This is a genomic window from Streptomyces crystallinus, assembly GCF_039521265.1.
GTDB lineage: Bacteria > Actinomycetota > Actinomycetes > Streptomycetales > Streptomycetaceae > Streptomyces > Streptomyces crystallinus.
Window position 1 is genome coordinate 34786 of sequence record NZ_BAAACA010000018.1, and the last position, 22582, is coordinate 57367.

Annotated in this window: 17 protein-coding genes; 4 read left to right on the plus strand and 13 right to left on the minus strand. The window is 71.6% G+C overall.

Going from position 1 to position 22582, the window contains the following annotated elements:
* Window positions 1–226 precede the first annotated feature (226 nt).
* Window positions 227–421, minus strand: coding sequence for a hypothetical protein (locus ABD236_RS17215; RefSeq protein ID WP_344074605.1), 195 nt, complete (start codon window positions 419–421; stop codon window positions 227–229).
* Between the two features lie 319 nt (window positions 422–740).
* On the opposite strand from ABD236_RS17215, the gene ABD236_RS17220 reads away from it, so the two are divergent.
* Both ABD236_RS17220 and ABD236_RS17225 read left to right on the plus strand, forming a co-directional pair.
* A complete protein-coding gene (locus ABD236_RS17220) occupies window positions 741–2039 on the plus strand; it encodes a phosphatase PAP2 family protein (RefSeq protein WP_344074606.1) in 1299 nt (432 codons plus the stop codon).
* A 150-nt stretch (window positions 2040–2189) separates the two neighbouring features.
* The gene (locus ABD236_RS17225) at window positions 2190–2792 is read left to right on the plus strand and encodes a hypothetical protein (protein ID WP_344074607.1); all 603 of its coding nucleotides are present in this window, start codon (window positions 2190–2192) and stop codon (window positions 2790–2792) included.
* A 46-nt stretch (window positions 2793–2838) separates the two neighbouring features.
* Here the strand turns inward: ABD236_RS17225 and ABD236_RS17230 are convergent, their stop codons facing one another.
* Genes ABD236_RS17230 through ABD236_RS17240 form a run of 3 tightly spaced genes read right to left on the minus strand, consistent with a single transcriptional unit; the run spans window position 2839 to window position 7576 of the window.
* Window positions 2839–4206 (minus strand): MFS transporter, encoded by a 1368-nt coding sequence (locus ABD236_RS17230; RefSeq protein ID WP_344074608.1) that lies wholly within the window; start codon window positions 4204–4206, stop codon window positions 2839–2841.
* Window positions 4203–6227, minus strand: a complete 2025-nt coding sequence (locus tag ABD236_RS17235; RefSeq protein ID WP_344074609.1) for a PEP/pyruvate-binding domain-containing protein — start codon at window positions 6225–6227, stop codon at window positions 4203–4205. The genes ABD236_RS17230 and ABD236_RS17235 overlap by 4 nt, the downstream gene beginning before the upstream one ends.
* Complete coding sequence (locus tag ABD236_RS17240; protein ID WP_425543891.1) at window positions 6224–7576, minus strand: ATP-grasp domain-containing protein; 1353 nt, start codon at window positions 7574–7576, stop codon at window positions 6224–6226. Before ABD236_RS17240 ends, ABD236_RS17235 begins: the two co-directional genes overlap by 4 nt.
* A gap of 481 nt (window positions 7577–8057) precedes the next feature.
* Between ABD236_RS17240 and ABD236_RS17245 the strand changes: the two genes are divergently transcribed.
* Window positions 8058–9077, plus strand: coding sequence for a PAS domain-containing protein (locus tag ABD236_RS17245; protein WP_344074611.1), 1020 nt, complete (start codon window positions 8058–8060; stop codon window positions 9075–9077).
* Window positions 9078–9094: 17 nt separating this feature from the next.
* Here the strand turns inward: ABD236_RS17245 and ABD236_RS17250 are convergent, their stop codons facing one another.
* From ABD236_RS17250 to ABD236_RS17260, 3 genes are all read right to left on the minus strand, one after another.
* Window positions 9095–11014 carry a serine/threonine-protein kinase gene (locus tag ABD236_RS17250; RefSeq protein WP_344074612.1) on the minus strand — a complete coding sequence of 640 codons (1920 nt, stop codon included), beginning with the start codon at window positions 11012–11014 and terminating at the stop codon, window positions 9095–9097.
* A 124-nt stretch (window positions 11015–11138) separates the two neighbouring features.
* Window positions 11139–13265 carry a nuclease-related domain-containing DEAD/DEAH box helicase gene (locus ABD236_RS17255; protein ID WP_344074613.1) on the minus strand — a complete coding sequence of 709 codons (2127 nt, stop codon included), beginning with the start codon at window positions 13263–13265 and terminating at the stop codon, window positions 11139–11141.
* A 115-nt stretch (window positions 13266–13380) separates the two neighbouring features.
* On the minus strand, window positions 13381–14694 hold the full coding sequence (locus tag ABD236_RS17260) for a cation:proton antiporter (protein ID WP_344074614.1): 1314 nt from the start codon (window positions 14692–14694) through the stop codon (window positions 13381–13383).
* A 212-nt stretch (window positions 14695–14906) separates the two neighbouring features.
* On the opposite strand from ABD236_RS17260, the gene ABD236_RS17265 reads away from it, so the two are divergent.
* Complete coding sequence (locus ABD236_RS17265; protein WP_344074615.1) at window positions 14907–16052, plus strand: aromatic ring-hydroxylating oxygenase subunit alpha; 1146 nt, start codon at window positions 14907–14909, stop codon at window positions 16050–16052.
* A 48-nt stretch (window positions 16053–16100) separates the two neighbouring features.
* On the opposite strand, the gene ABD236_RS17270 is transcribed toward ABD236_RS17265, so the two are convergent.
* From ABD236_RS17270 to ABD236_RS17295, 6 genes are read right to left on the minus strand one after another with little or no spacing between them, the layout of a single operon-like run.
* On the minus strand, window positions 16101–17339 hold the full coding sequence (locus ABD236_RS17270) for a benzoate/H(+) symporter BenE family transporter (protein ID WP_344074617.1): 1239 nt from the start codon (window positions 17337–17339) through the stop codon (window positions 16101–16103).
* Window positions 17336–18514 carry an acyl-CoA dehydrogenase family protein gene (locus ABD236_RS17275; RefSeq protein ID WP_344074618.1) on the minus strand — a complete coding sequence of 393 codons (1179 nt, stop codon included), beginning with the start codon at window positions 18512–18514 and terminating at the stop codon, window positions 17336–17338. Before ABD236_RS17275 ends, ABD236_RS17270 begins: the two co-directional genes overlap by 4 nt.
* Window positions 18511–19293 (minus strand): thioesterase II family protein, encoded by a 783-nt coding sequence (locus ABD236_RS17280; protein WP_344074619.1) that lies wholly within the window; start codon window positions 19291–19293, stop codon window positions 18511–18513. The genes ABD236_RS17275 and ABD236_RS17280 overlap by 4 nt, the downstream gene beginning before the upstream one ends.
* Window positions 19294–19300: 7 nt before the next feature.
* Entirely contained in the window at window positions 19301–19573 is a 273-nt protein-coding gene (locus tag ABD236_RS17285) for a phosphopantetheine-binding protein (protein ID WP_344074621.1), read from the minus strand.
* Between the two features lie 19 nt (window positions 19574–19592).
* A complete protein-coding gene (locus ABD236_RS17290; protein ID WP_344074622.1) occupies window positions 19593–21227 on the minus strand; it encodes an amino acid adenylation domain-containing protein in 1635 nt (544 codons plus the stop codon).
* Between the two features lie 44 nt (window positions 21228–21271).
* Complete coding sequence (locus ABD236_RS17295) at window positions 21272–22234, minus strand: chlorinating enzyme (RefSeq protein WP_344074623.1); 963 nt, start codon at window positions 22232–22234, stop codon at window positions 21272–21274.
* Window positions 22235–22582 lie beyond the last annotated feature (348 nt).

Below are 22582 nucleotides of genomic sequence, written 5' to 3' on the forward strand. Positions count from 1 at the left end.
CGGTCAACGGGACGTGACTGTCAAGGGTGGGAAGTGGAAGCAGTCCCACCGAATCCAGCTGACCGCTGGGGTTCGACCTACACGTGGAGCACGACGCCGGTGGGGCCCGTGTTCCGGCTGTCTGTATCCGAGGAACGCTTCGCATGCGCGTACACGAACCACGTACCCGTCAGGGCGGGTCGGAATCGATGACCGTCGCGGAAGCGGGAAGGCCCGTTCTCCGTTCCTAGTCGTCCCCGCTGGTGCCCCTGTTCACGCTCCGGCTCCGGTTCCTGTGGGCGCGGCGCACCAGTTCGCCCGCGGTGAGCGTCAGGGTCGCCACGACTCGGACCCAGCGGGGACCTCCGCGCTCCGCCCACACCACGCACACGCACCCGCCGACCGTGAGCGCCAGGACACCGAGCAGCGCCAGACCGATCATGTTCCCCCGCCTCTGCGTTCATCCGTACGATCCTGCTGATCATCTCAGCTCGCCCCGCCGGCCCCCAAGGGAGCAGGAATGATCACCGCGTTCCTCTCCCCCAGGAACGGCCGCACCCCGCCCCAATGGCATGATCGACCCTCGGTACGCCCACATCGCCCTCCCGAACCGGGGGTGATCCGCCCGCACAGCGTCTAACACATCGGCCAAACCATTGATACCTATAGATCCGCAAACGTCCTCCTCCCGAATAGCCCGAACAGAGCGCGGGGGCGAGCTCGCTCAGCCGCGTCAGGCGTGGTGGCGGCAGCCGCGTCTCGTGCTGTGGGCCGTGGCCGGGGTCGTGGCCCTCGGGTTTCTCGTTGCCGTGGAGGTCGTCGCGCGGCGGTACGCCGGTACCGCGGGGCCGATCACGCTTCAGGTGCGGGAGGTGTTCCTGCCGCCCAAGCCGGGGCCGCTCTACGGCGGGCTGGGGCTGATGATGGTCGTGCTCACCTGGCGGGAGCGGTTCATCGCGCTCGGTGCGGCGATCGGGATCGACCTCGTCTTCGTGCTGGGGCGGTGGGCCGCCGGCGCCGAGGTGCCCGAGGGGCAGGCGTTCGGCAACGGGGCGCTGTGGGTGATGCTGGGGTGCGCCGTCATCGCGGTCACCCGGCGCACCGGGTCGGAGCGCATGCTGCTGCTCAAGGGCGTCGGGCTGGGACTGCTGCTGGTGACCGGGCGCAAGACCGGTGACGCCTGGCTGCTGATCACCTCCAAGACCCGCCCCACCGTGCTCGACCCCTACGTGGCCATGGCCGACCACGCCCTGGGCAACCCGTCGTGGGCGGTGGGCCGCGCCGTCGAGGCCACCGGCTCCATCGGCTCCGGTCTGCTCCACTTCGTCTACGGCGAGCTCGCCGTCGCCGCTGTCGTCGTCGCCCTCTATCAGTTGCGGAACGTCTCGACCGAGCGGCGCTTCCCCCGCCACCACCTCGTGCGCACGTTCTTGGTGATCGGTCTTCTCGGGCCCGCCTTCTACATGATCTTCCCCGTCGTCGGGCCCGTCTTCGCCTACGGGCCCGGCGCCTCCGGCACCGGCGGCGTCGAGTGGGCCGTGGCCAACCTCTGGCCGCACACCCCGCCGCCGATCACGCTCCCGCACCCCGTCCCGTACGACGACATCACCCCGCGCAACTGCATGCCCAGCCTGCACACGGCCTGGGCCACCGCGATCTTCATCCACTCCCGCAAGGGGCCCGCATTCCTGCGGTACGCGGGGACCTTCTGGCTGGTCGCCACCCTCACCGCCACCCTGGGCTTCGGCTATCACTACGGTGTGGACCTCGTCGCCGGAGTCGTCTTCGCGCTCACCGTCGAGGCGGCTGTGCGGACGTTCGACCGCGGCTGGGACCGGGCCGGAATCCAGCTGGTCGCCCATGGCGCCGCCGTCTTCGCCGCGCTCCTGCTCTCGTACCGCTGGCTGCCCATGAAGATGGCCGCCCATCCCTGGGTCTTCGGGCCCCTTGTCCTGTTGGCGATGCTCTCCGTCATCTACCGCTATCTGCGGACCATCAGGGGATGGGAACCCCTGGCCGCCCCCGCCGCCCGGCTCGAACCGCGGCCCGAACTCGTCTGAGGCGAGCCGTACCGCGTCGGACCGTGGAGGTCCGATCCGTAGATCATGAGGGTCCGGCCCGCAGATCAATGGGTGTCCGACCCGTATCCCTTCGGCCGGTCATCGTGCATCCTCGTGGGGCCGGTGTGCCACGAGAAGGGTGTCCTCGCCATGATCGGATCCGTCTCCACCCGCTGGGGCCGGGCGGGCCTCCTCGTGGGTGCCCTCCTGGCTTCGGCCGTGCTCTGCACCCCGGCGAGCGCCGCCGTACCCGAGGCGCGTACGGGTTCCGGCTGCCCCGTCGTCTACTTCGACCTCGGCGAGACCCTCGTCCACACCGCCGACGACGGCGGCATCGGGTACCAGCCGGGCGCGGCCTCCTATCTGCGCGCCCTGCGCGAGCGCCACATCAAGGTCGGACTGATCACCAACGTCCCGCCGTCGTGGGGGACGACCGACGCCGAGCGCGCCGCCCGGCTGAAGCACGAGGTCGACGCCGCGTGGCGGGGCTCCGCGCCCTTCGCCTGGCGGGACTTCGGCGACCGTGTCCTCACACCCCGCACCGACGCCGAACGCAAGCCCGCGCCCGTCCTGTGGCAGCGCGCGAAGGCCGACTCGGGGCGCTGCCGGCTCGTCTACCAGGCGGAGACGGCCGAGGAGGTCGCCGTCGCCGCCTCGGTGGGCTATGTGCCCTACCAGGTGGGGCAGTCCCACCGGCCCACCTTCCTCCCGGTCGGGCTCGTCGAACTCCTCGGTCGCCGCCAGGCCCGCTAACTGGCGGACTTTTTATACCCAATGACCGAAATGTGCGTTCCGCCGTCTATCCGCCCGGCCCTCGCCCCCGCACACCTCCCCCTTTCGACCCGACCGCCTCACCGGTCTCCTGGCCCTCCGCCGCCCCCGGCGGTCCTGGCAACCCCGGGGCCCCCGGATCCCCCGACACCCCCGGCTCCCCCGCAGCCACCACCACCCCGCTCCGCAGCAACAGCTGGATCGCCCCCAGCAGTACCGCCGTCGCCAGCGCGCTCTGCCACAGCAGCGCGTCCAGACGGCCCGCCGCCACGTACGCGCCCACGGCGATCGCCGCCAGGGCGCACACCGCGCGGTCCACGATGCTCTCGATCGACAGCAGCGTGGCGCGCGGGGCGTCGGCGGGTACCGCGTCGTTCACCAGCTTGCGCTGGACCGGGTACGCGAAGCCGGTCGCCGCGGCGAACAGGCAGAGCAGGGCGACGACCGCCCACGGCCCGCCGAGCGTCATCGCCGCGAGCGTGCCCGCGAGCGCCAGGCTGAGGACCGACACCCAGGCGACCGGTGACAGGCGGCGGCTCAGCCACTGCGGGCGGGCCGAGCCCACCGCCTCCGCCACCGTCATCGCCGCCAGCACCGAGCCGTGCGAGGCCTCCCCGACGCCGTGGTCCAGCAGGATCGGCTGGAAGAGGTTGACCTGGCAGATCCGGGAGAGCGTGAAGACCGCCACGCCCTGCACCATCACCAGGGCCAGCCACCGCGAGGACGCCACGCAGCGCAGTGCGGAGCCCGCGTCACGCAGGAACGCACCCCCTCGGCGCCCGCCGTCCGGCTCCCCCGGGCGCGCGCCCAGCCGCGGCAGCGCCACCGCGCAGACCAGGGAGCCCGCGGCGCTGGCGGCGCTGAGGACGTACGGGGCCGCGTGCGCCACCGCCATCAGGGGGCCGACCAGCGGCCAGCACACCACCTTCGCCGCCAGGCCCAGCGCCCGGGCCGTGCCCTCCGCCTTCAGATAGTGCTCGTCGCACTTCTCGGCCCGCAGCCCGTCGTAGAGATAGGCGCTCGCCGCCCCGGAGGTGAGCGAGCGGCCCAGGGCGATGGCGAGGAAGTGGACGAGGAAGCCCGCGTACGAGGCGCTGAGCACCGGCGCCAGGTTCGCCGCCGTCATCACCACCGCGCCGGCCCGCAGGCAGTTGCGGGTGCCGATCCGGTCGGCGATCAGTCCGGTCGGGATCTCGAACAGGCAGAAGGCCACGTAGTAGATGCTCTGGATGCCGAAGATCTGGCTGTCCGAGAGGCCCGCCTGCTTCTGGTACGCGTAGAAGACCGGCATCCACCACAGCAGGTTGAACAGCAGCTGGAAGCCGTAGTTGAGGCGGATCACGCGGCGCGCGGTGGGTGTCAGGGCGGTGCGCGCGCCCGTGGCGGCCGGGCTCACAGCGCGTACGGGCGGATCTGGACCAGCCGGAAGTCGCCCCGCTCGGTCATCAGCCACTCGATGTCCAGCGGCTGGTCGACGTCGGCGCCGCCGAGGTCCGAGCCGCTGAAGTGGGACTGGAGGAGCCGTCCGGTCAGGGACAGGTCCGCGAGCCGGGCGCGGGTGGCGGCGGGCAGCCCGTCGCCCCACGAGCCCAGGGCGACGGTACGGCCGCCGCCCTCCACCGTGTTGTACAGATACTGCTGCGGCAGCACCGAGCCCTCGACCACCCGCTCCGGGGAGCCGGGCGAGCAGTTGAGGTAGACGTTGCGGAAGTCCTCGCGCCGGGTCGGGTCGCAGGTCACCAGGACGCCGCCGAGGGAGGCGGGCACGTACTCCTGGATGATCACGCCCATGTACGTGTCGTCGAGCGAGATCCCGACCTGGTGGCGCAGCCGCACGCTGCGCGGGGAGACCAGGGAGGCCCACACCTGGCGTACCGCGTCCAGGAGTTCGCCGGTGCCGTGGACCGTGGTGACGGAGTCGTAGACCCCGGCCGCGGAGAAGCCCGGCAGGTCCTCGGCGTTGGACGAGGAGCGCACCACCAGGCGGCCGCCGGCGGCCGGGGGAACGGAGAAGGCCTGGCTGATCCGGCGGGTGACGGACTCGGGGACGGGGGTGTGCCGGATCAGCTGCTGGAGTTGCAGACAGAGCGGGTCCAGGACCTCGGTGGCGTCGAGTTCGAGCGCCATCTTGAGTTTGCCGATGCCCTGCTGGATGGCGGGCGAGGAGGCGAGGAAGTGCTGCTGGAGCGCGAAGGGCAGCGCCACGCCCTCCGGGGCGCCGACCGTCGCCGCGACGAAGTCGGCCGCTTTGGCGCGGAGTTCGGCGGTGGAGGGGGCGTCGAGGCCGAGGCGGGCGGCGAGGTGGCCGTAGAGGTCCTCGCGCGGCGGGCGCGGCCGGCCGTAGAAGGCGGTGAGGTCGGCGGTGCGGCTGTCGAGTACGTGGTGCAGCTCGCCGAGGTTGGCCGCCTTGGTGCCGTAGCGGTCGCGGTCGGCGGCGCGCAGCCGGTGCAGGGACAGCACGGGGGCGTCTTCGAGCAGCGGAGGTTCGAGGCGGATGCGCTGCTGGTGCCAGGCCGGGGCCCGCAGCTCCGGCTCGTGCTCCAGCCGCTCCAGGCTGATCTCGTCCTCGCCCACCCGGTAGCGCACCCACGCGCCGTCCAGGCCGTCCTTCTCGACGAGCTGGTCCAGATCGCGCACGATCGCGTTGGGTATCCCCCAGCCGGAGGCCAGCACATTGGTGTGGGACAGGGGGGTGATGGGGGCGGTGTTGAGGAATCCGGCCACTCGGGGCACGTCGTCCGGCAGGCACGGCATGGCCACGATGTCCGCCCAGCCGAGCTCGGCCTCGGCGGCCGCGTACTCCTCGGTGGTGCGGAAGTACCGCAGCCGTCCGGTGACCTCGCCGGGGTTCAGCGGGGTGCGGGTCCTCGACCCGAAGAGCTCGTGGCTGAGGATGCGCGGCACCCGGCGTTCGCTGATCGCCGCCAGCTCCTCCTCCTGGCCGTGGTTGGCGGGCTTGAGCAGCACCGGGAGCCGGCCGTCGACGCGGGCTCGTACGAACTCGTAGAAGTACGCGAGGAGTTCGCCGTTCATGGTGTCGGCCTCGGTCGTCTCCAGGACGAGGAAGGTGCGCTCGCGGCCCTCCGGGTCCCGGTCGGTGTGCAGGGAGAGCACGCCGAGCAGGAAGCGGCGGTCGGGGTCCATGTAGACGGAGGCGTTGAAGGCGTCGAGCTCCGCGTCGAGTTCGGCGAGGTCCATGCCGAGGACGCGGGTGGCCACGTAGTTGACGTGGAAGGGGTGCGCGGCCGTGTCGAGCAGGTGCCAGGTGTTCTCGGCGCGGTCGACGACGACCTTGAGGTAGGGGTGGCCGGCCAGGACCCCGGAGAGGGTGCGGAAGAGCGGCAGGGAGAGGTTCTCGCCGACGACCGTACGGTCCGCGGCCCGCTCGGCGGCGGCGGTGAGCAGGGGCGCGGTCATACGGAGACCTCCTCGGGTCGCGCGGCGGGCAGTACCCGGGGCAGGGCGTCCACCAGCGCCTCGAAGTCGCGCAGCACGGTCCGCGCGTCGGTGGCCGAGAGCAGGCACAGGCCCGCCATGGTGTTGGCGCCCGCGGCCGGGTCGTACACCGGCACCACCTCGCCGTCGGCGAGCGAGCTCTCCGCGACGACGGACAGCTCGCTGCCCCGGCTGAGCGTCACGTCCTTGACGGCGGCCGGGTCCCAGACCTTGCGGTCGTGCCAAGGTTCGCCCCGGCCGTCGACCGCGAGGACGACGAGGGAGCCCGCCGCGCCGCGCGCCCGGTCGGGGGTGAGGGCGTGTTCCGGCCATTCGACGGGGCGGCCGAGGAGGTGGTCGACGAGCATGCCGACGAGGTCGAGCCCGAAGACGTCCTCGATCTGCGGCACGGTCATCGCGCCGCCGAACCGGGCGGCCGTCTCGATCAGCCACATGCGGCCGTCCGCGCCGAGCTTGATCTCGGTGTGGGTGCCGCAGTCGCGCAGGCCGAGGGCGTCGACGGCCTGCCGGGCGAGCGCCACGACGCGGTCCTGGGCGTCCTGGGACAGCGGGGCGGGGGTGATGCCCGCGCGCTCGGTGAAGGGCTCGACCGTGGGCATCCGGCCGCTGAGGCAGACCGGGTGGAAGGTGCCGTCCGCGACGACGCCCTCGACGCTGACGTAGTCGCCCCAGCCGGGCTCGTCGAACCACTCGGAGGCGGTGCCGGTGACGATCTGCTCGACCACGTAGTGCCCCTGCGCCTCGGCCACATGCAGTTCCGCGTAGCCCAACTGCGCGGATTCGGCCATCACTTCGCGCGAGCGGCGCCAGGCGGCGGAGACCTCGTACGGGGAGCGGATGATCTGGTGCGCGGTGGAGCCCGCACTCCAGGCCGCCTTCAGGAGCAGCGGGAACGGCAGGGAGGCGGCCGCCTCGTACAGGTCCGACTCGGTGGCCACGGAGCGGAACTCGGGCTGCGGAAGGCCGTGTTCACGCCAGGTGCGCCGCATCAGCCGCTTGTCGCGGGCGAGCGCGGCGGCCCGGCCGGTGCCCGCCAGACCGAGCGCCTCGCAGGCCTCGGCGACGGCCACGACCGCGTACTCGGAGAAGGTGAGCACCGCGTCCGCGCCCACCGCCCGGGCCCGCGAGACGATCAGGGAGACCAGGTCGCGGCTCGGGGCGTCGGAGGGCGTGTCGACGGAGGCGCACAGTCTGCGGGCGGAGCCCGCGACGACGGGAGGAAGAGCGCTGAGCGCCAGCAGGTGCACTTCCGCCCTCGCGGCCGCCCGGGACAGGACGTGACCGAGCGGCGGACCACCCTTGGCATGCACTAACAGCACCTTGCTCACTGAAGTTCGTCTCCATTCGTCCGTGTAGGTCCGTGTGGGTCTGTGCAGGTCCGTGTGGATCCGTCCGGGCCCGTACGCGCGGTTCATGTCATACGTGTGGTGCGTGTCGTCGTCGTACGTACGGTCCGGCTGGTGCGCGCCGGGCGCGGGGAACCTGCCGTATCTCCCGTATCACCCGGGGATATCCCGTATCTCCCCAGGATCCGTGTCGGGGCGTGTTCACCCGCACACTCAAGGGGACCACGCGAGCGGAGCGCACAACGCCGCCTGGGGCGCTGGGTATTCAGGCAAATGCCTGAGTTGCCGACCTTTTTGTCGCACCGGGGATATTCCGTGGGGACTTGCGGGGGCCGCCACTTCGGCCGAGAAGCGAGCATGCGCGGGATCGGGACGGGATACCCATCGCGAAGTGACTGTGCGTCAAGCAGTGGCGTACGGGCTGTTCAGGAACGGAGGGACTGCTGTGGACGACGAACGCCCCGGGACCCCGCGCCGGTACGCCGCCTTCGCGGGCCTCGCGGACCTCGCCCCGGCCGCCGCCTTCCTCCGGGACCGCGACGGCCGCTATCTGTGGGCCAACCACGCCTACGCGCACCTCTACGACACGGTTCCGGACGAGCTCGTCGGCAAGTACATCGAGGACTTCGACGCGCCCGCCGAGGCCGTCCGGTTCCGCGCCCTCGACCAGGAGATCCTGCGGCGGGGGGCGCCGGTGCGCCACACGCTCGACTACCGGCGCCCGGACGGCAGCGCGGGCCGGGCGGTGGGCCACCGGTTCCCCGTCCGGGAGAACGCGCGGACCTGCGTCGCCGGGATCTATGTGGACATCACCGACAGCCTGCGCGCCATGGTCCAGTGGCAGGAGGCCGAGGACAGCCTCCAGGCGCTGCGCGACCACAGCGGTCTGCCCTGCGCGCTGCTGTCGGCCAACGGGCGCGTGGTCGAGGCGAGCGCGGCGGCCGCCGAGCTGTTCCGGCTCAGCCTGCCCGACCTGGTGGGCCGCCGCGCGCACACCCTGCTTGCCCCCGACCCGGGGCTCGACCGGCTGCACCGCAGGTGGAACAGCCTGATAGCGCGGCGCACCAGACGGCTGGAGACGTGCGCGGTGCTCCTGGACACCCAGGGGCGCCAGCGCCGCGCGCAGGTCCATCTGACGACGGTCGGCCACTCCGCCGCGCGCGCCCGGTACGTCTGGGCGGTCGTCACCCACCAGAGCCTCGCCCACGAGGCCCATCCGTCCCTCACGGCCGCGCAGATCCGCATCCTCTCGCTGCTGGCGGCGGGCAGCACCAACGGCGACATCGCCACGTCGCTGAAGCTGTCCCGGCAGACGGTCGACTACCACCTCAGCCGACTGCGGGAGCTGCTGGGCGCCGCGACCCGACCGGCCCTCGTCGCCCGCGCCTACGTCCTCGGCATCCTGGCTCCGCGCGCGTGGCCGCCGCGCTCGGCGACGGCGGCGCATCCGCTGAGCACGGCGTGAGGCCCGAGGGGAGGCGCTCAGGAGGTGACCGCGTTGCGCCACACCGTCAGGTCCACCTCGACGAACTGGCTCGGTGACTCCTTCGGCGCGAATCCGAGCACGGTGACCAAGCCGTAGTGCCCGGCCCCGGTCTTCACGCAGATCCGGGAGCCCTTGCTCAGCTTGTCCTTGAGGATGGACGTGGTGTACCGGGTGTTGGCGCGGCAGCCGTCCAGCGAGCCGGGCTCGCCCGCGTCCAGCAGCGCCATGGTGTTCTTGGACTGGTTGGTGGCGAGGGCGGACCCGTTGACGATGTCGGACGCGTAGCCGAAGTCGCCCTGGTAGAACACGTCCTGCTTCAGCGGCCGGGGCGGCTCGTCGGCGAAGTTCACGGAGTAGTCGATGGGGATGCTGATGTCGTTGTACACGGCCGCCTTCGGCTGCGAGGGGGCCTTGCTGTGCGCGCTGCCCGCGCCCGTCCCCGCAGCCGCGCCGCCGGGATGCGACGACGCGTTGTTCTTGCTGTCACCCTTGCTGCTGCTCTTGCCGCCGCCCTTGCCGCTGCTGTTGGCGGCCTTGGAGTCGCCGCCGGAGGCCTGCCCCACGACGTACGCGCCACCGCCGATGAGCGCGCCGACGACCGCCGCCGCGGCGACCAGCGCGACACGCTTGCGCTTGCGGGGCGCCTGCGGCGGGGTGGCGGTCGCGGTCGCGGGATGACCGGTCGCGGGGGCGGGAGCGGGGTACCCGTACCCGCCCGCCGACGCCGGAGGGACGGGGTGCGGGTGTACGGGATGCGGCTGTACGGGGTGCGCGTACGCGGGCTGGGTCGGCGGCTGCGCCGGGCTCGGCGTGTGGGGCGCGGCGGCGGCCTGGGCGGGCGGGGGCGTGTGCGGGGCGGCTTGCGTCGGCGCGTGCGCGGGCGGAGGCGTCTGGGCCGTCTGCGTGGGCGCGTACGCGGGCGGGGGCGTCTGCGGGGCGGCCTGCGTCGGCACGTACGCCGGCGGGGCGTCCGAGGGCGCCGGGGCGGCCGAGGCCGACTGGGCCGGCGTGTGGGCCGACGCAGGCGCAGGGGCAGGCGGGGGCGTAGGGGCCGCCGCCTGGGTGAGGTCGGCCGCGTACGACGAGGGCAGCCAGCCCTCCGGGCGGCGCAGCGCCGGGTCCTGGGACGCCCGGCCGCACATCTCGATGACCTGGGCGGGGGACGGCCGCTGCGCCGGGTCCTTGCTCAGACAGGCGGTGACGATCTCCCGCAGCTCGTCGGGCAGCCGTGACAGGTCCGGCTCCTCGTGCACGATCCGGTAGAGCACCGCGTGCGAGGACCCGTCGCCGAAGGCGGCGGCGCCGGTCGCGGCGAAGACCGCGATCTGGCCGAGGGCGAAGACGTCGGTGGCGGCCGTGCAGCTGGTCCCGGCCGCCTGCTCGGGAGACATGAACGACGGGGTGCCGACGCTGACGCCGGTACCGGTGAGCGCGGTGGCGTCGGCGGCCCGGGCGATGCCGAAGTCGATGACGCGCGGCCCGTCGACGGCGAGCAGCACGTTGGACGGCTTGAGGTCGCGGTGGACGATGTCCGCCTGGTGGATGGCCTGGAGCGCCTCGGCGATCCCGGCCAGGAGCAGCAGCACGGTTCCCACGGGCATCGCCCCGTGCGCGGCGACGGCCGCGTGCAGGGAGGGCCCCTGGACGTACGCCGTAGCCAGCCAGGGCCGCGCCCCGTCGGTGTCGCTGTCGACCACCGGGGCGGTGTAGAGCCCCTGCACCCGCTGCGCGGCCCGCACCTCCTGCTGGAACCGCCGCCGGAAGTCGGGGTCCTCGGCGAACTCGGGCCGAATCACCTTGATCGCGACGGGCCGCCCGCCGGGCGTGTACGCGAGGTACACCTTGCCCATGCCCCCGGCCCCGAGCCGAGCGCTGAGCAGATACCCGGCGACGGACCGAGGATCGTCCTCCCCCAACGCCTGAAACACCCCCGCGCCCGTACCGCCCCCGCCCGATCCGTCCCCACGGACCGCATGCTGCTGATGATCCGTCACGTTATGCCCCCGTACATCCCTTTATCCAGCGCTTACGGGGGCGAGCCTATCGAAACAGGGGGCGTCTCTCCGGCGGGGTCCGGGGTCGCGCCACGCTCCCCAGCCACAGCACATCACGCGCCCGGGTCATGGCGACGAAGAGCTGGCTGCGCAGCAGCTCGTCACGCTCCCGTGCCGTTGCGGGCGCCTCGGCGGCTTCGGGGCCGCTCGCCGACGTTCCGGCCGGCAGGGCCGTGTCGTGCTGGGGCAGGTACACGTGCTTGAACTCCAGGCCCTTGGCTCTGCGGTAGGTGCCCAGCTTGACGGCGTCGACGGGACGGCCGTCGTAGTGCTCCAGGAGGCATGTCGGGATCCCCGCACGAGTGAGCAGGCGTTGATAGTGGCCGATGGCCCGCATGGAGGAGCACAGGACGGCGGCGTCGGCTCGCGCGCCGTCGGGCAGGGCGCCCAGGGCATCGAGAAGCGCCTGGTCGTGGGCGTCCTCGGTCGGCATGGCGACGCGGACCACCTGACCGTCGTAGTAGGTGAGGTCGACATCACGGCGGCCGGACGTGCGCATGCCGTCGATGTCCTCGAAGGAGTCGTCCGCGACGATCGCGAGTGCCGCGTCCAGAATCGGTTTGCTGTTGCGGTAGTTGGTCCGCAGCACCTGGCCACGGTCGCCGCGGATGTCGATCCCCGCGTCGGACAGGCGGAACCCGCCGGGATACACGGCCTGCTGGCCGTCACCGACCAGGAGCAACCCGTTGGGGGCATCGCCGACGAGGGCGTACAGGAGCCGCACGCCGACGAGGGTGAGGTCCTGGACCTCGTCCACGATGACGGCCGCGTACGGGAGCCGGTCCGGTAGACGCGTCGCCTCTGTCAGGGCGAGTGAGAGGACGTCGTTGAAGTCCTGCACGCCGCGCTCGGTGCGCAGCGACTCGTACGCCTCGTACAGCGCCCACACCGCTTCCCGGTGCGGGCGGCGCAGGATCGCCCTGCGCCGGCGCCGGGGAACGGTCGCGTACTCCTCGAAAGCCGTGATGCCGCGGCCTTTGATGACGTGGTCGATCTCCTCGCGCCAGTAGCCGGGTGCCGGGTCGATCTCGGCCAGTCGGCTGTCGCGCCCCACGTGCTTCCACGCGAGGCTGAAGGCGGTCTCGGCCTTGTCCCCGTGCAACCGCACCGGGACGCCGCGGCCTTGCAGGAACTCCTGCGCCCAGGAGTGCAGGCTGCGGAATTCCACCCGGTCCGCGACCGCCGGGGACATGGTCCTGAGGAAGGTTCCCTGCACTCGGGGCAGGTTGTTGGCGTACGTGACGTACAGGATCCGGTCGCCCGTGCGCCTGGCGAGATGGGCGGCGCGGTGCAGTCCCACGACCGTCTTCCCTGTTCCCGCCGGGCCGCTGATCCGCGCCGGACCCGACCAGTTGCGGCGTACCAGCGCGACCTGATCAGGGTGGAGAAAGGTCATCCACTGCTCGATGGGAGCCCGTAACGCCTCCTCCAGGGCCGCTTCCCGTAAGCCATCGAGGTCGAACAGGCCATCGAGTGCGGCTGGTTGAGACCCCTCCGACTCCGTCGGGTCACCTTGCGTGACCGCTGACCGCTCGTAGTCGGGAAAGACCCGTTCCAAGTGGTCGGCTATCGCGCGGACCGACTCGGTACGCAGCCTGCGACACTCCGCCAGGAGCGCCGGGCCGACCTCACGCTCGCCGAGAAGCCGGATGCGGCCTAAGCCGGTGTCGAGCCGCTGCCCCGCGAAGACCATGAGCGGCTGGACCGCCACCGGCGACAACCCCAGCGAGGCGACCGCGCTCTCGGCGGTCTTCGTCACCGCGAGCAACTTGGCCGCGTGCTCCTCCCGCGGCTCGCCCCCCGCCCGGAGCTTGTCGTCCGAGACCTCGGGAGCGGAACGCCAGTTCTTTACGTCGATGACGAAAACGCCCCCGGGGCCTACCAGCAGCATGTCCACGTTGGCGGTGCGGGTCCCGGGCCACCGGCGGTCCACGAGCAACCGCCACCCACGCTCGGTGAGCATCAACAGCTGTGCCGCGACCCGGCGTTCACCCTCGCTCGCCGCTTCCCACCGACGCGCCTCACGGCGAGCCGCCTGCCACTGCTCCCGCAACAGCCGTTCCTGCCGGCGCGCCTCCTGCGCCCGCCGTGCCGCCGATCCGCCTGCCGCCATACCGAGCCCCCTTTCACGCGGAGTAGCGATCGTAGGGCGATCCGCGACCGGAGCGGCAGTGCGCGTACGGGCGTGGGGCAGGGTTTCGACCCGAGCTCGGAGGCTGGTTGTCCCCTCAAGCCGCGTCGTGCAGCGAACGGTCCACTGCCGCCCCACTCACGGCCGAAAGCTCCTGCGCCCTCACCCGATCCAGCAACGGCCCCGTGATCAACGTGGTGATCACCGCCATCAACACCATCGCCGTGAACAGCCGTGTGTCGATGACGCCCAGCCCCAGGCCCACATTGAGGATGACCAGTTCGGTCAGGCCCCGGCAGTTCAGGAGGATTCCGAGGGCCGTCGCCTCGCGCGGACTCGCGCCCGTGAGGCGGGCCGCGCCGAAGGCGCCGGTGAACTTGCCCACGCAGGCCGTCACCACCACCGCCGCCGTCATGAGCAGGCCGCGGGCGCCGAGGCCCGAGATGTCCACGGACATGCCGGTGACGGTGAAGAACACCGGCAGGAGCAGCAGGCTGGTCTGCTCGATGCGTTCGGGGACCTGGGGAGCCGTCTCGTCGATCTGGCGGTGCGGGGCGATCGCGCCGAAGGCGAACGCGCCGAACACGGCGTGCAGGCCGATCTCGTCCGTGGCGACGGCGGTCAGCAGGACGCCGACTACCAGGACGGCGTGGGTGAGCGCGGGACCGCCCGCCCACGGGCGCGCCGGGTCGAGGAGCCAGGCGAGACCCGGCCGTACGAGCAGGACCAGCGCGGCCAGGAGCAGCGCCGACTCCAGGGCCATCCGGGCCAGCGGCCACGGGCCGCTCGCGCGGACCACCACGACCACCGCCGCCAGGATGCACCAGGCGAGGAAGTCCTGGACGGCCGCGCAGGCGAGCGAGATCGCGCCCAACGGGTCCTTGTACAGCCCGCGTTCGGCCAGGATGCGGGCGAGGACCGGGAAGGCCGTGATGGACATCGCCGCGCCGAGGAAGAGCGCCGGGCCCAGCGTGCCGGTCGTCTTGAGTTCGGACGTGCGCAGCCAGGGGTGGAGCCCGTACGCGAGGCCCACGCCCAAGCCGAACGGTAGCGCCACCGAGGTCAGCGAGACCGCCGCCACCTGCCGTTTCGCCGTGGGAGTGCGCAGATGCGCGAGGTCGAACTGGTAGCCGACGCCGAACATGAAGAGCACCAGACCCAGCTGGGACAGCAACTGGAGGTAGGGCAGCGTCGAGGGTGGGACCAGGCGGCTTTCCAGGTCGCCCGGCACCAGCGAGAGCAGGCTCGGGCCCAGCAGGATGCCGCCGACGATCTCGCCCATCACCGCGGGCTGTCGCACCCGCTGGGCCAGCCGGGCCAGGGCGTAGGCCACCGCGAGAATGACGGCGAGAGCGAGGAGGAACCGTCCGGTGGGAGGAGCGGCGGATCCGGCGAGTACGAATTGCGTCACGTCCGGGCACTCCTGTCGGGCCGCAGGGTGTTCCGCTGTCCCGCTGTTCTACGGTGAAATCCCCGACGGCACAACTGCCGTTCAACCGCGCACTTTTTGACATTGAACAGGCTCGTCACCCCAGAGGAACCCCGATAGAATTTCGGCGCACCCAGACCTCATTCCGATGATCACCACCGTTCCGTACGGCGGGACGTGGAGGGAGTTGGCGGATGGATCGCGACGAGGAACTCCGGATCCTTGACCGTGCCCTGGAGCATCTTCGCGACAAGCGACTCCCGCTGACCGACTCGGACACCCGGGTCAGCGTCGACCGCTATCACTCACCGCAGTGGTACCAGGCGGAACTCGACCGTATTTTCACCAAGTTGCCCTCGATGCTGGTGCACGGCTCGGAGATTCCCTCTCCCGGTACCTTCGCCACCCTGGAGCATTTCGGCAGGCCGTTGCTCGTCAGCCGCGACCAGGACGGTGTGGCGCATGTCTTCCTCAACGCCTGCCGGCACCGCGGGGCCCGCCTGGAAAAGGACCCCTACGGCGAACGCAGACAGTTCACCTGCGGATATCACGCCTGGCGTTACGACCTGGACGGCACCCTCGCCGCGATCCCCAGCCCGCACTGCTTCCCGGGCGTCGAGCGCGGAAAGCGGAATCTGGTGGAGCTGGCGGCGGTGGAGGCGTACGGGTTCGTCTGGCTGATGCCCGAGGAGAATCCGGGCCGCGCCGACCTCGACGCCTTCCTCGGCGACTTCCGGCCCGACATCGCGGATCTCGATCTCTCCTCGTACGAGATCTACGGCGCCGAGAGCCAGGAGTGGGAGATCAATTGGAAGCTGGTCGTCGAAGGCACGCTGGAGGGTTACCACTTCCCGTTCCTGCATGCGAAGAGCGCCAACCCGCTCTTCGAGAACAGCACGTTCTTCTTCGACTCGTTCGGCCCGCATCTGCGCTCGATCCTGCCGAAGCGCTCGATAAACTTCATCACCAGGACGGAACGCAGCGAGCGGCGCCTGCTCTCGGTCGCCAACGTGATCCACACCATTTTCCCGAACGAGACGGTGCTCCACCAGTCGGACCACTTCCTCTGGATCACCAGCCACCCGCTGGGCCCGACCCGTACGCTCGTGAAACTGCGTCTCATCGTGCCGAAGGGTTCGGTACGGGAAGGCAGCGTCGAGCAGTGGGAGGAGAACCGGCAGCTGACCTATCAGGTGCAGTACGAGGACCTGGAGATCTACCGCGAGATCCAGATCGGACTGACCAGCGGCGCCAACGACGAACACTGCTTTGGTACGCAGGAGTTCGCGCTCCAGAAGTACAACGAGGCGATAGAGGCGCAGCTTTTCGGAGAAGCGTGAGCCCCGTTCGCCTCACTTCGCCCGTTCACCTCACTTCGCGCGTCCGCCTCACTTCACCGGCAGCCGCCTCTTCGCCGCGTACAGCGCACCCCCGGCCAGCAGCCCCCAGAACGCGCCGCTGATCCCGAAGAACTGCACCCCCGACACCGTCACCACCAGCGTGACCACCGCCGCTTCCCGGTCGCCCGGGTCGGTCACCGCTCCCACCAGCGAGTTGCCGAGCGCACCGAGCAGCGCCAGGCCCGCCACCGCCTCGATCAGCGTGGGCGGGGCGGCCCCCACGAACGCGACGGCCGCGCCCGCGCCCAGGCCGAGCAGGATGTAGGCGCCACCGCCGATCGCCGCGGCCCGGTAGCGCTTGCGGGGGTCGGGGCCCGCGTTCTCGTCGGCGCACAGGGCCGCGGTGATCGCGGCGAGGTTGACCGCGTGGCCGCCGAAGGGCGCCGACGCCAGGCCGAAGGCGCCGGTCCAGCCGAACAGCGGGCCCGGCTCGGGCTCGTAGCCGTTGACGTTGAGGACCGCGATGCCCGGGATGTTCTGCGACGCCATCGTCACCACGTACAGCGGCAGCGCGATGCCGATCACGGCCGCCGCCGTGAAGTGGGGGGTGACCAGCTCGGGCCTCGGCCACAGCGGTCCGAGGTCGGCGGCGGAGATATGGGTGGTCGCGGTGATCAGGACCACCGCGACGACGACCGCGGCCGGGACCGCGTACAGCTTCTTGAACGTGCCGACCACCGCCCAGACGCCGACGATCGCGAGCCCCAGCGCCGGCTTCTCCTGGACCGCCTTGGCGGGGGCCAGGCACAGCGGCAGCAGGATTCCCGCGAGCATGGCGTTGGCCAGCGGCTTGGGGATGGCCGAGACCCAGCGGCCGAGCGGTTTCCACAGTCCGGTGAGCACGATCAGCGCGGCCGTCACCAGGAACGCGCCGACGGCGGCCGCGAAGCCGCCGTCGACCGAGGCGGCGCCGGCCAGCAGCGCCGCGCCCGGCGTCGACCAGGCGACGCTGATCGGCATCCGCAGCCGCAGGCTGAGGAAGATCGCACAGGCGCCCATCGCGACGCAGAGCGCCATCAGACCGGACGCCGCCTCGGCCCGGTCGGCGCCGACCCGGGTGAGCCCTTCCAGGACGATCGCGAACGAGCTGGAGAACCCCACGAACGCGGCGATCAGGCCGACCGTCCCTGCCCTGACCAGCTCGGACGCCAGGCTTGACCGTCCCGGCTCGGGTTCGTGGCCCGGTGGGCCGCCGGCGCTCGTCGCCTCCGTCTCGGACGTGGTCACTGGAACTCCTCGTATCCGCTCTGTACGACGATGTCGCGCATGACCTCGCTCGCTCCGGCGGCGACGGTGGCGGCTTGGGCGTCATGCACGGTCTGGACGATCGGCGCGCCCTCCCGGAAGCCCTCGGAGCCGTGCAGATGGCGGCACTCCTCGGCCACGGTCCGGGCCACTTCGGTGGCCTTGAGCTTAGCCATCGAGCAGGCGGTGATCGACAGTGGGTCGCGGGCGTAGCTCCAGGCGGCGTGGTGGGCGAGCTGGCGGACCGCCTCGACCTCGGTGAGCAGATCGGCCATCTTGTGGCGGACGGCTTGTTTGGCGCTGAGCGTGGACTCGAACATGCCCCGGCTCTTGAGGTATCTCCAGGTCGTGTCCAGGCAGTTGGCCGCGTCGCCGACCGCCGAGATCCCCGCCGCGAGCCGCTCCAGCTGCATGTTCTTCATGATCTGGACGAAGCCGGAGTTGCGGCGGCCGATCACGTTCTCCCTGGGCACCCGCACCCCGCGCATACTGATGTCGGCCATGCCCGAGGCCCGCCAGGCGATGGAGTCGTTGGGCAGGACGTGGACGCCCTCGGCGGCGCGGTCCACCACCAGCAGGGTGAGATTGCCCTGGCTGGAGCGGAGCGGGGCGCTCCCGGTGCGTACCGCCGTCACGAAGAAGTCCGCGAAGCCGCCGTTGACGACGAAGCGCTTCTCGGCGTCGACCACCAGATGGTCGCCGTCCTCGACGGCCGTCGCGGCCAGACGCCCGAGGTCCGAGCCCGCCTGCGGCTCGGTGATCGCCAGGCCCGCGATCAGGTCGCCCGCGACGGCCGGGCGCAGATAGCGCTGCTGGAGCTCGGGCGAGCCATTGGTGGCGAGGTAGCTGGTGCCCATATAGGCGTGCAGCGCCACCGCGAAGCGCACTCCCCCGAAGCCCGCCCGGCCCAGCTCCTCCAGGAAGACCACCGAGTGGAAGAAGTCGAGCCCGGCGCCGCCGACGGACGGGGGGTGGTTGAGGCCGAGGAGCCCCTCGGCGGCGAAGGCGTGCCAGGCCGACCGGGGCATCGCGCGCCGCCGCTCCCACTCCGCCGCGTACGGCACGACCTCCTTGCGGAAGAACGTCCGCACCGAGGCGCGGAACTCCTCGTGCACCGGGGTGAGATGGGGTGAGGGGCTGCTCAGCGGGTCCGTCACCGCACACCTCCGAGCCGTCCGCAGATCGTGGCGAGCACGGCCTCCTCCTCGTCGCGCAGGAAGAAGTGCCCGGCGGGAAAGGCCCGGATGGCGAACTCGGCGCTGGTGTGGTGCTTCCAGGCCACCATGTCCTCGTACGGGTCGATGTCGTCGTCCTCGCCGCACAGCGCCAGGATCGGCGCCGCGATCCGCCCCGGTGACGGCTCCCAGGTCTCGGCGAGCTTCAGATCGGCCCGCAGCACCGGCTCCAGGAGCCTCATCAGGGCGCGGCTGGCGAGGACTTCGGGCGGTACGCCGTTCATCTCGCGCAGCCTGGTGTGCAGGGTGGGTCCGTCCATGGTGTGCATGGGCGGGGTGCGCGGGGTGACGCCGGGCGCCCGGCACGCCGAGACGACCAGGAGCTCGGGCGGGCGGTGGCCGTCCGCGGTGAGCCGGTGGGCGAGTTCGTACGCGAGGCGGGCGCCCAGGCTGTGGCCGAAGAAGGCGTACGGCCCGAGCGCGGTCTGCGGGGCCAGCGCCTCGGCCAGCGCCCCGAGCGCCTGCGGCCAGGCGTCGAAGGGCCGCTCGCGAAAGCGCTGTTCCCGCCCGGGCAGCCGGATGCCGGTCACCCCGACGCCCGGCGGCACCCTGGACTGCCAGCCGCGGAAGACCTGGGTGCCGCCGCCCGCGTACGGGAAGCAGAACAGCCGGGTGGTGACCGCCGAGTCGCCGTGGAAGCGGGCGAACGGGTCGCCCGCCGCGGTCCGGGGCGGCGCGGCGGCGCGGGGTGGGGGGCGCACGGCGGGCCTACGCCATCGCCTCGTCGACGGCCTTGGCCAGACTGCTCAGCCTGGCGTCCTCGTAGAGCGTCTCGGGCAGCAGCACGTCGACGGCGAAGCGCTCCTCGACCCGGGAGAGGAACTTGATGGCGGTGAGCGAGTTGCCGCCGAGCTCGAAGAAGTCGTCTTCGACGGCCACTTCGCCGATGCCGAACAGACCGCGCCAGATCTCGGCGATCGCCTCCTCGGTCGCGGTCATGGACGGCGTGCCGAGCGCCGCCTGGGAGTCCTGGGACGTCATGGTCATCTCCTCCGTACGGTCAGTCCCGCGAGGCCACCGGCAGGGCGGCCGGGGTGGCGGGCGGTGGGGTGTGGGTCTCGTACGCGGTGAGCAGCGCACGGCCGTCGACCTTGCCGGTCGCGGTGAGCGGCAGCGCCTCGCACAGGTGGATGCGGGCCGGGACCAGGTACGCGGGCAGCCGGGTCCGCAGATGGTGGCGCAGGGAGGCCGGGGTGACGGACTGGTCGTCGGCCACCACGAAGGCCACCAGGGCCCGTTCGCCGCGCGCGCTGCTCACGGTCACGTGGCTGCGCCGGACCGAGGGGTGCCGGTCGAGGTGGTGGGCGACCTCGCCCAGCTCGATGCGGAAACCGTTGATCTTGACCTGGTCGTCCTCGCGGCCCTGGAAGACCAGCGAGCCGTCGGGGAGCAGGGTGCCGTGGTCGCCGGTCCGGTAGAGCCGTTCGGTGGTTCCGTCGACCACCCGGTCCACGAACCGCTCGGCGGTGAGGTCCGGCATGCCCACATAGCCGGGTGAGAGCCCGTCCCCGGCCAGACAGATCTCGCCGGTCCGGCCGGGCTCGCACAGGGTGTCGCCGTCGATCACATAGAGCCGGGTGTTCTGGATCGGGGTGCCGATCGGCAGCAGCCCCGAGTCGGGGACCAGCCGGTCGACGGGGTGGTAGGTGGCGAAGGTGGTGGCCTCGGTGGGCCCGTAGACATGGACGAGGCGGCCCGGCCCGTACCGTTCGAGCGCCGCCGCCACATGCGGCATCGAGTGGAGCTCGCCGCCCATCAGGACGGTCTCGGTCCCGTCGAGGGCGCCCGGCGCCTCGTCGACCAGGGCGTTGAACAGGGCCGTGGTGAGGAAGACGACGGTGACCCGGTGTTCGTCGACGACCCGCCCGAGCCGGGAGAGCCGTACCAGGCCCTCCGGGTAGAGCACACACGTACCGCCGTTGAGCAGCGGCCCCCAGATCTCGAAGGTCGCGGCGTCGAAGGTGACCGGCGCCAGCTGGAGCACCCGGCTGTCCGGCTCCAGCCGGGCGAAGCGGGCGCCCAGGACGAGCCGGGCGATGCTGCGGTGGCGGACGGCCACGCCCTTGGGGCGGCCCGTGGAGCCGGAGGTGAAGTTGACGTACGCGAGCGAGCCGCCGTCCACGTCGACCGCCGGCGCGGACGCGGACCCGGCCAACTCGCCTTCCACCGCCAGGACTTGGCACTCACCAAGCCGCCGGGACAGCTGTTCGTGGCGGTCGGTCAGCACCCATCGGCAGTCGGCGTCCGTGAACAGGCCGTGCAGCCGCTCGTCGGGCCAGCCCACGTCGAACGGAAGATAGGCGCCCCCGCACTTCAGCACCGCGAGCAGCGCCACGATCAGCTCGGGCGAGCGCGCCAGACACACCCCGGCGGTCGAGCCCGGGGCGAAGCCCTCGGCGAGCAGCCGGTGGGCGAGGTGGTTGGAGAGCCGGTCGAGCTGCCCATAGGTGTACGCGCGCTCGCCCTGCACCACGGCGGGCGCGTCCGGTGTGCGGGCGGCGCGCGCGGCGAAGAGCGCGGGCACCGAGCTGTCCCGCGGATAGTCGGCGGCGGTCCGGTTGATCCGGCGGTGGAGGGCCAGGGCCTCGTCGGTGCCGGTGAGTGGATTCCCCGTTGGTCTTTCCAGCGCAGACACCCCTCGGGATGTGGCGACGTCGGAGCAGGAGCGGCCGGGCGGCCTCAGCGGGCCGGCCGGAAGGGCGTGCCGTTGACGGTCTGCTCGACGAAGCGGTTGTGGTGGTAGGTGTCCTCGCCGGAGACCAGCACACAGCCGAACTTGTCGAGGCTGGCCTCCCCGCCGAACTCCTGGAGGGCGTCCGAGAACGGGTAGACCTGCACCTGGGTCGGCAGATAGCGGGCCGCGTAGCCCAGGCGCATGTTGTCGGTGAGTCCCGCGTGCGGGTGCGAGGCGTGCATCAGGGTCGACCAGAAGACGATGAACTGGCCCTGCTTGAGCACCATCGACCTGGCCTGGGACTCGTCCGGGGTCCAGTCGGGGTCCTTCTGGAGCTGGCGGTAGTCGTAGCCGAAGAAGCCGCGCCGTACACCGCCCTTCTCCACCTTGCCGATGGAGTCCGCGTCGTACGTCATGACCTTGGACTCGTCGTAGTTCATGGTCCGGTGCGAGCCGGGGATGAACTGGAGGCAGCCCATCTCCACGCTGGCGTCGGTGAACGCCGACCAGACGGTGATGGTGCCGCCGAACTCGGAGTCCTCGGGCCAGACGATCTGGGGGTGCTTGGATCCGGCCACGTTGGAGAAGTTGTCGGCCTGGTGCCAGTCGGTGCCCTCGTCGCCGGGGTACTTGGGGAAGAACTCGGTGCGCCAGCAGAGCACGTCGGGGCCGAGCAGACTGGCGACCCGGTGGACGATCTCGGGGCGGGTGATGTGTTCGGCGAGGAAGTCGACATCGAGGTGGCGGTCGTAGTTGGCGAGGTTGGTGACGCCGGAGACCGCCTTCTCCTGCCCGTAGATCGCCCGCTTGGTGTTGAGCAGCTTGGGGCGCAGGGCGCGGAGGTTGCGCTCCATCTCGTCGGGCTCGTACATGTCGAACGGGCCGATGTATCCGTCCCGGTGGAACTGCTCGATCTCCCGCGCGCTCAGGGAGAAGTCGGTGCTCGTGGTGCCGGCCAGGTCGTCCATGCATCACCTCTGTGTAAGCGACACTCCGCTGGGTCAGCGGACGGGTAAATGCGTGCTGTTCCGGTCAACTCGCGCCAGTCGAGGCAGAGTTGTGACCTGTTTAACACACGACCTCCTGCGGACGCTGCTCCTCCGTAGTTGCACACTTGCACGCCCGGCCCCGGACATCGTGCGGGTGACGGGCCCGGGAGGCCGGTGGATCCCGGCAGGGTTCGGACGGGCCGGGGTACGGGGGCGGGCGGCGCGGCCCGCCGGGACCGCGCACAATCGGCCGCGGACGAGGACTTCGGGCATAAGGTGCAGAGGGCCACAGAACCGACCGCCCACGGCTGCCCGGCCGGGGAGGCC

What these genes read in the sequence shown, in the direction of transcription:
- ABD236_RS17295 (WP_344074623.1), bottom strand. Translation starts at nt 22,234, where the DNA reads ATGGACGACCTGGCCGGCACCACGAGCACCGACTTCTCCCTGAGCGCG.
- ABD236_RS17225 (WP_344074607.1), top strand. Translation starts at nt 2,190, where the DNA reads ATGATCGGATCCGTCTCCACCCGCTGGGGCCGGGCGGGCCTCCTCGTG.
- ABD236_RS17215 (WP_344074605.1), bottom strand. Translation starts at nt 421, where the DNA reads ATGATCGGTCTGGCGCTGCTCGGTGTCCTGGCGCTCACGGTCGGCGGG.
- ABD236_RS17265 (WP_344074615.1), top strand. Translation starts at nt 14,907, where the DNA reads ATGGATCGCGACGAGGAACTCCGGATCCTTGACCGTGCCCTGGAGCAT.
- ABD236_RS17255 (WP_344074613.1), bottom strand. Translation starts at nt 13,265, where the DNA reads ATGGCGGCAGGCGGATCGGCGGCACGGCGGGCGCAGGAGGCGCGCCGG.
- ABD236_RS17285 (WP_344074621.1), bottom strand. Translation starts at nt 19,573, where the DNA reads ATGACGTCCCAGGACTCCCAGGCGGCGCTCGGCACGCCGTCCATGACC.
- ABD236_RS17235 (WP_344074609.1), bottom strand. Translation starts at nt 6,227, where the DNA reads ATGACCGCGCCCCTGCTCACCGCCGCCGCCGAGCGGGCCGCGGACCGT.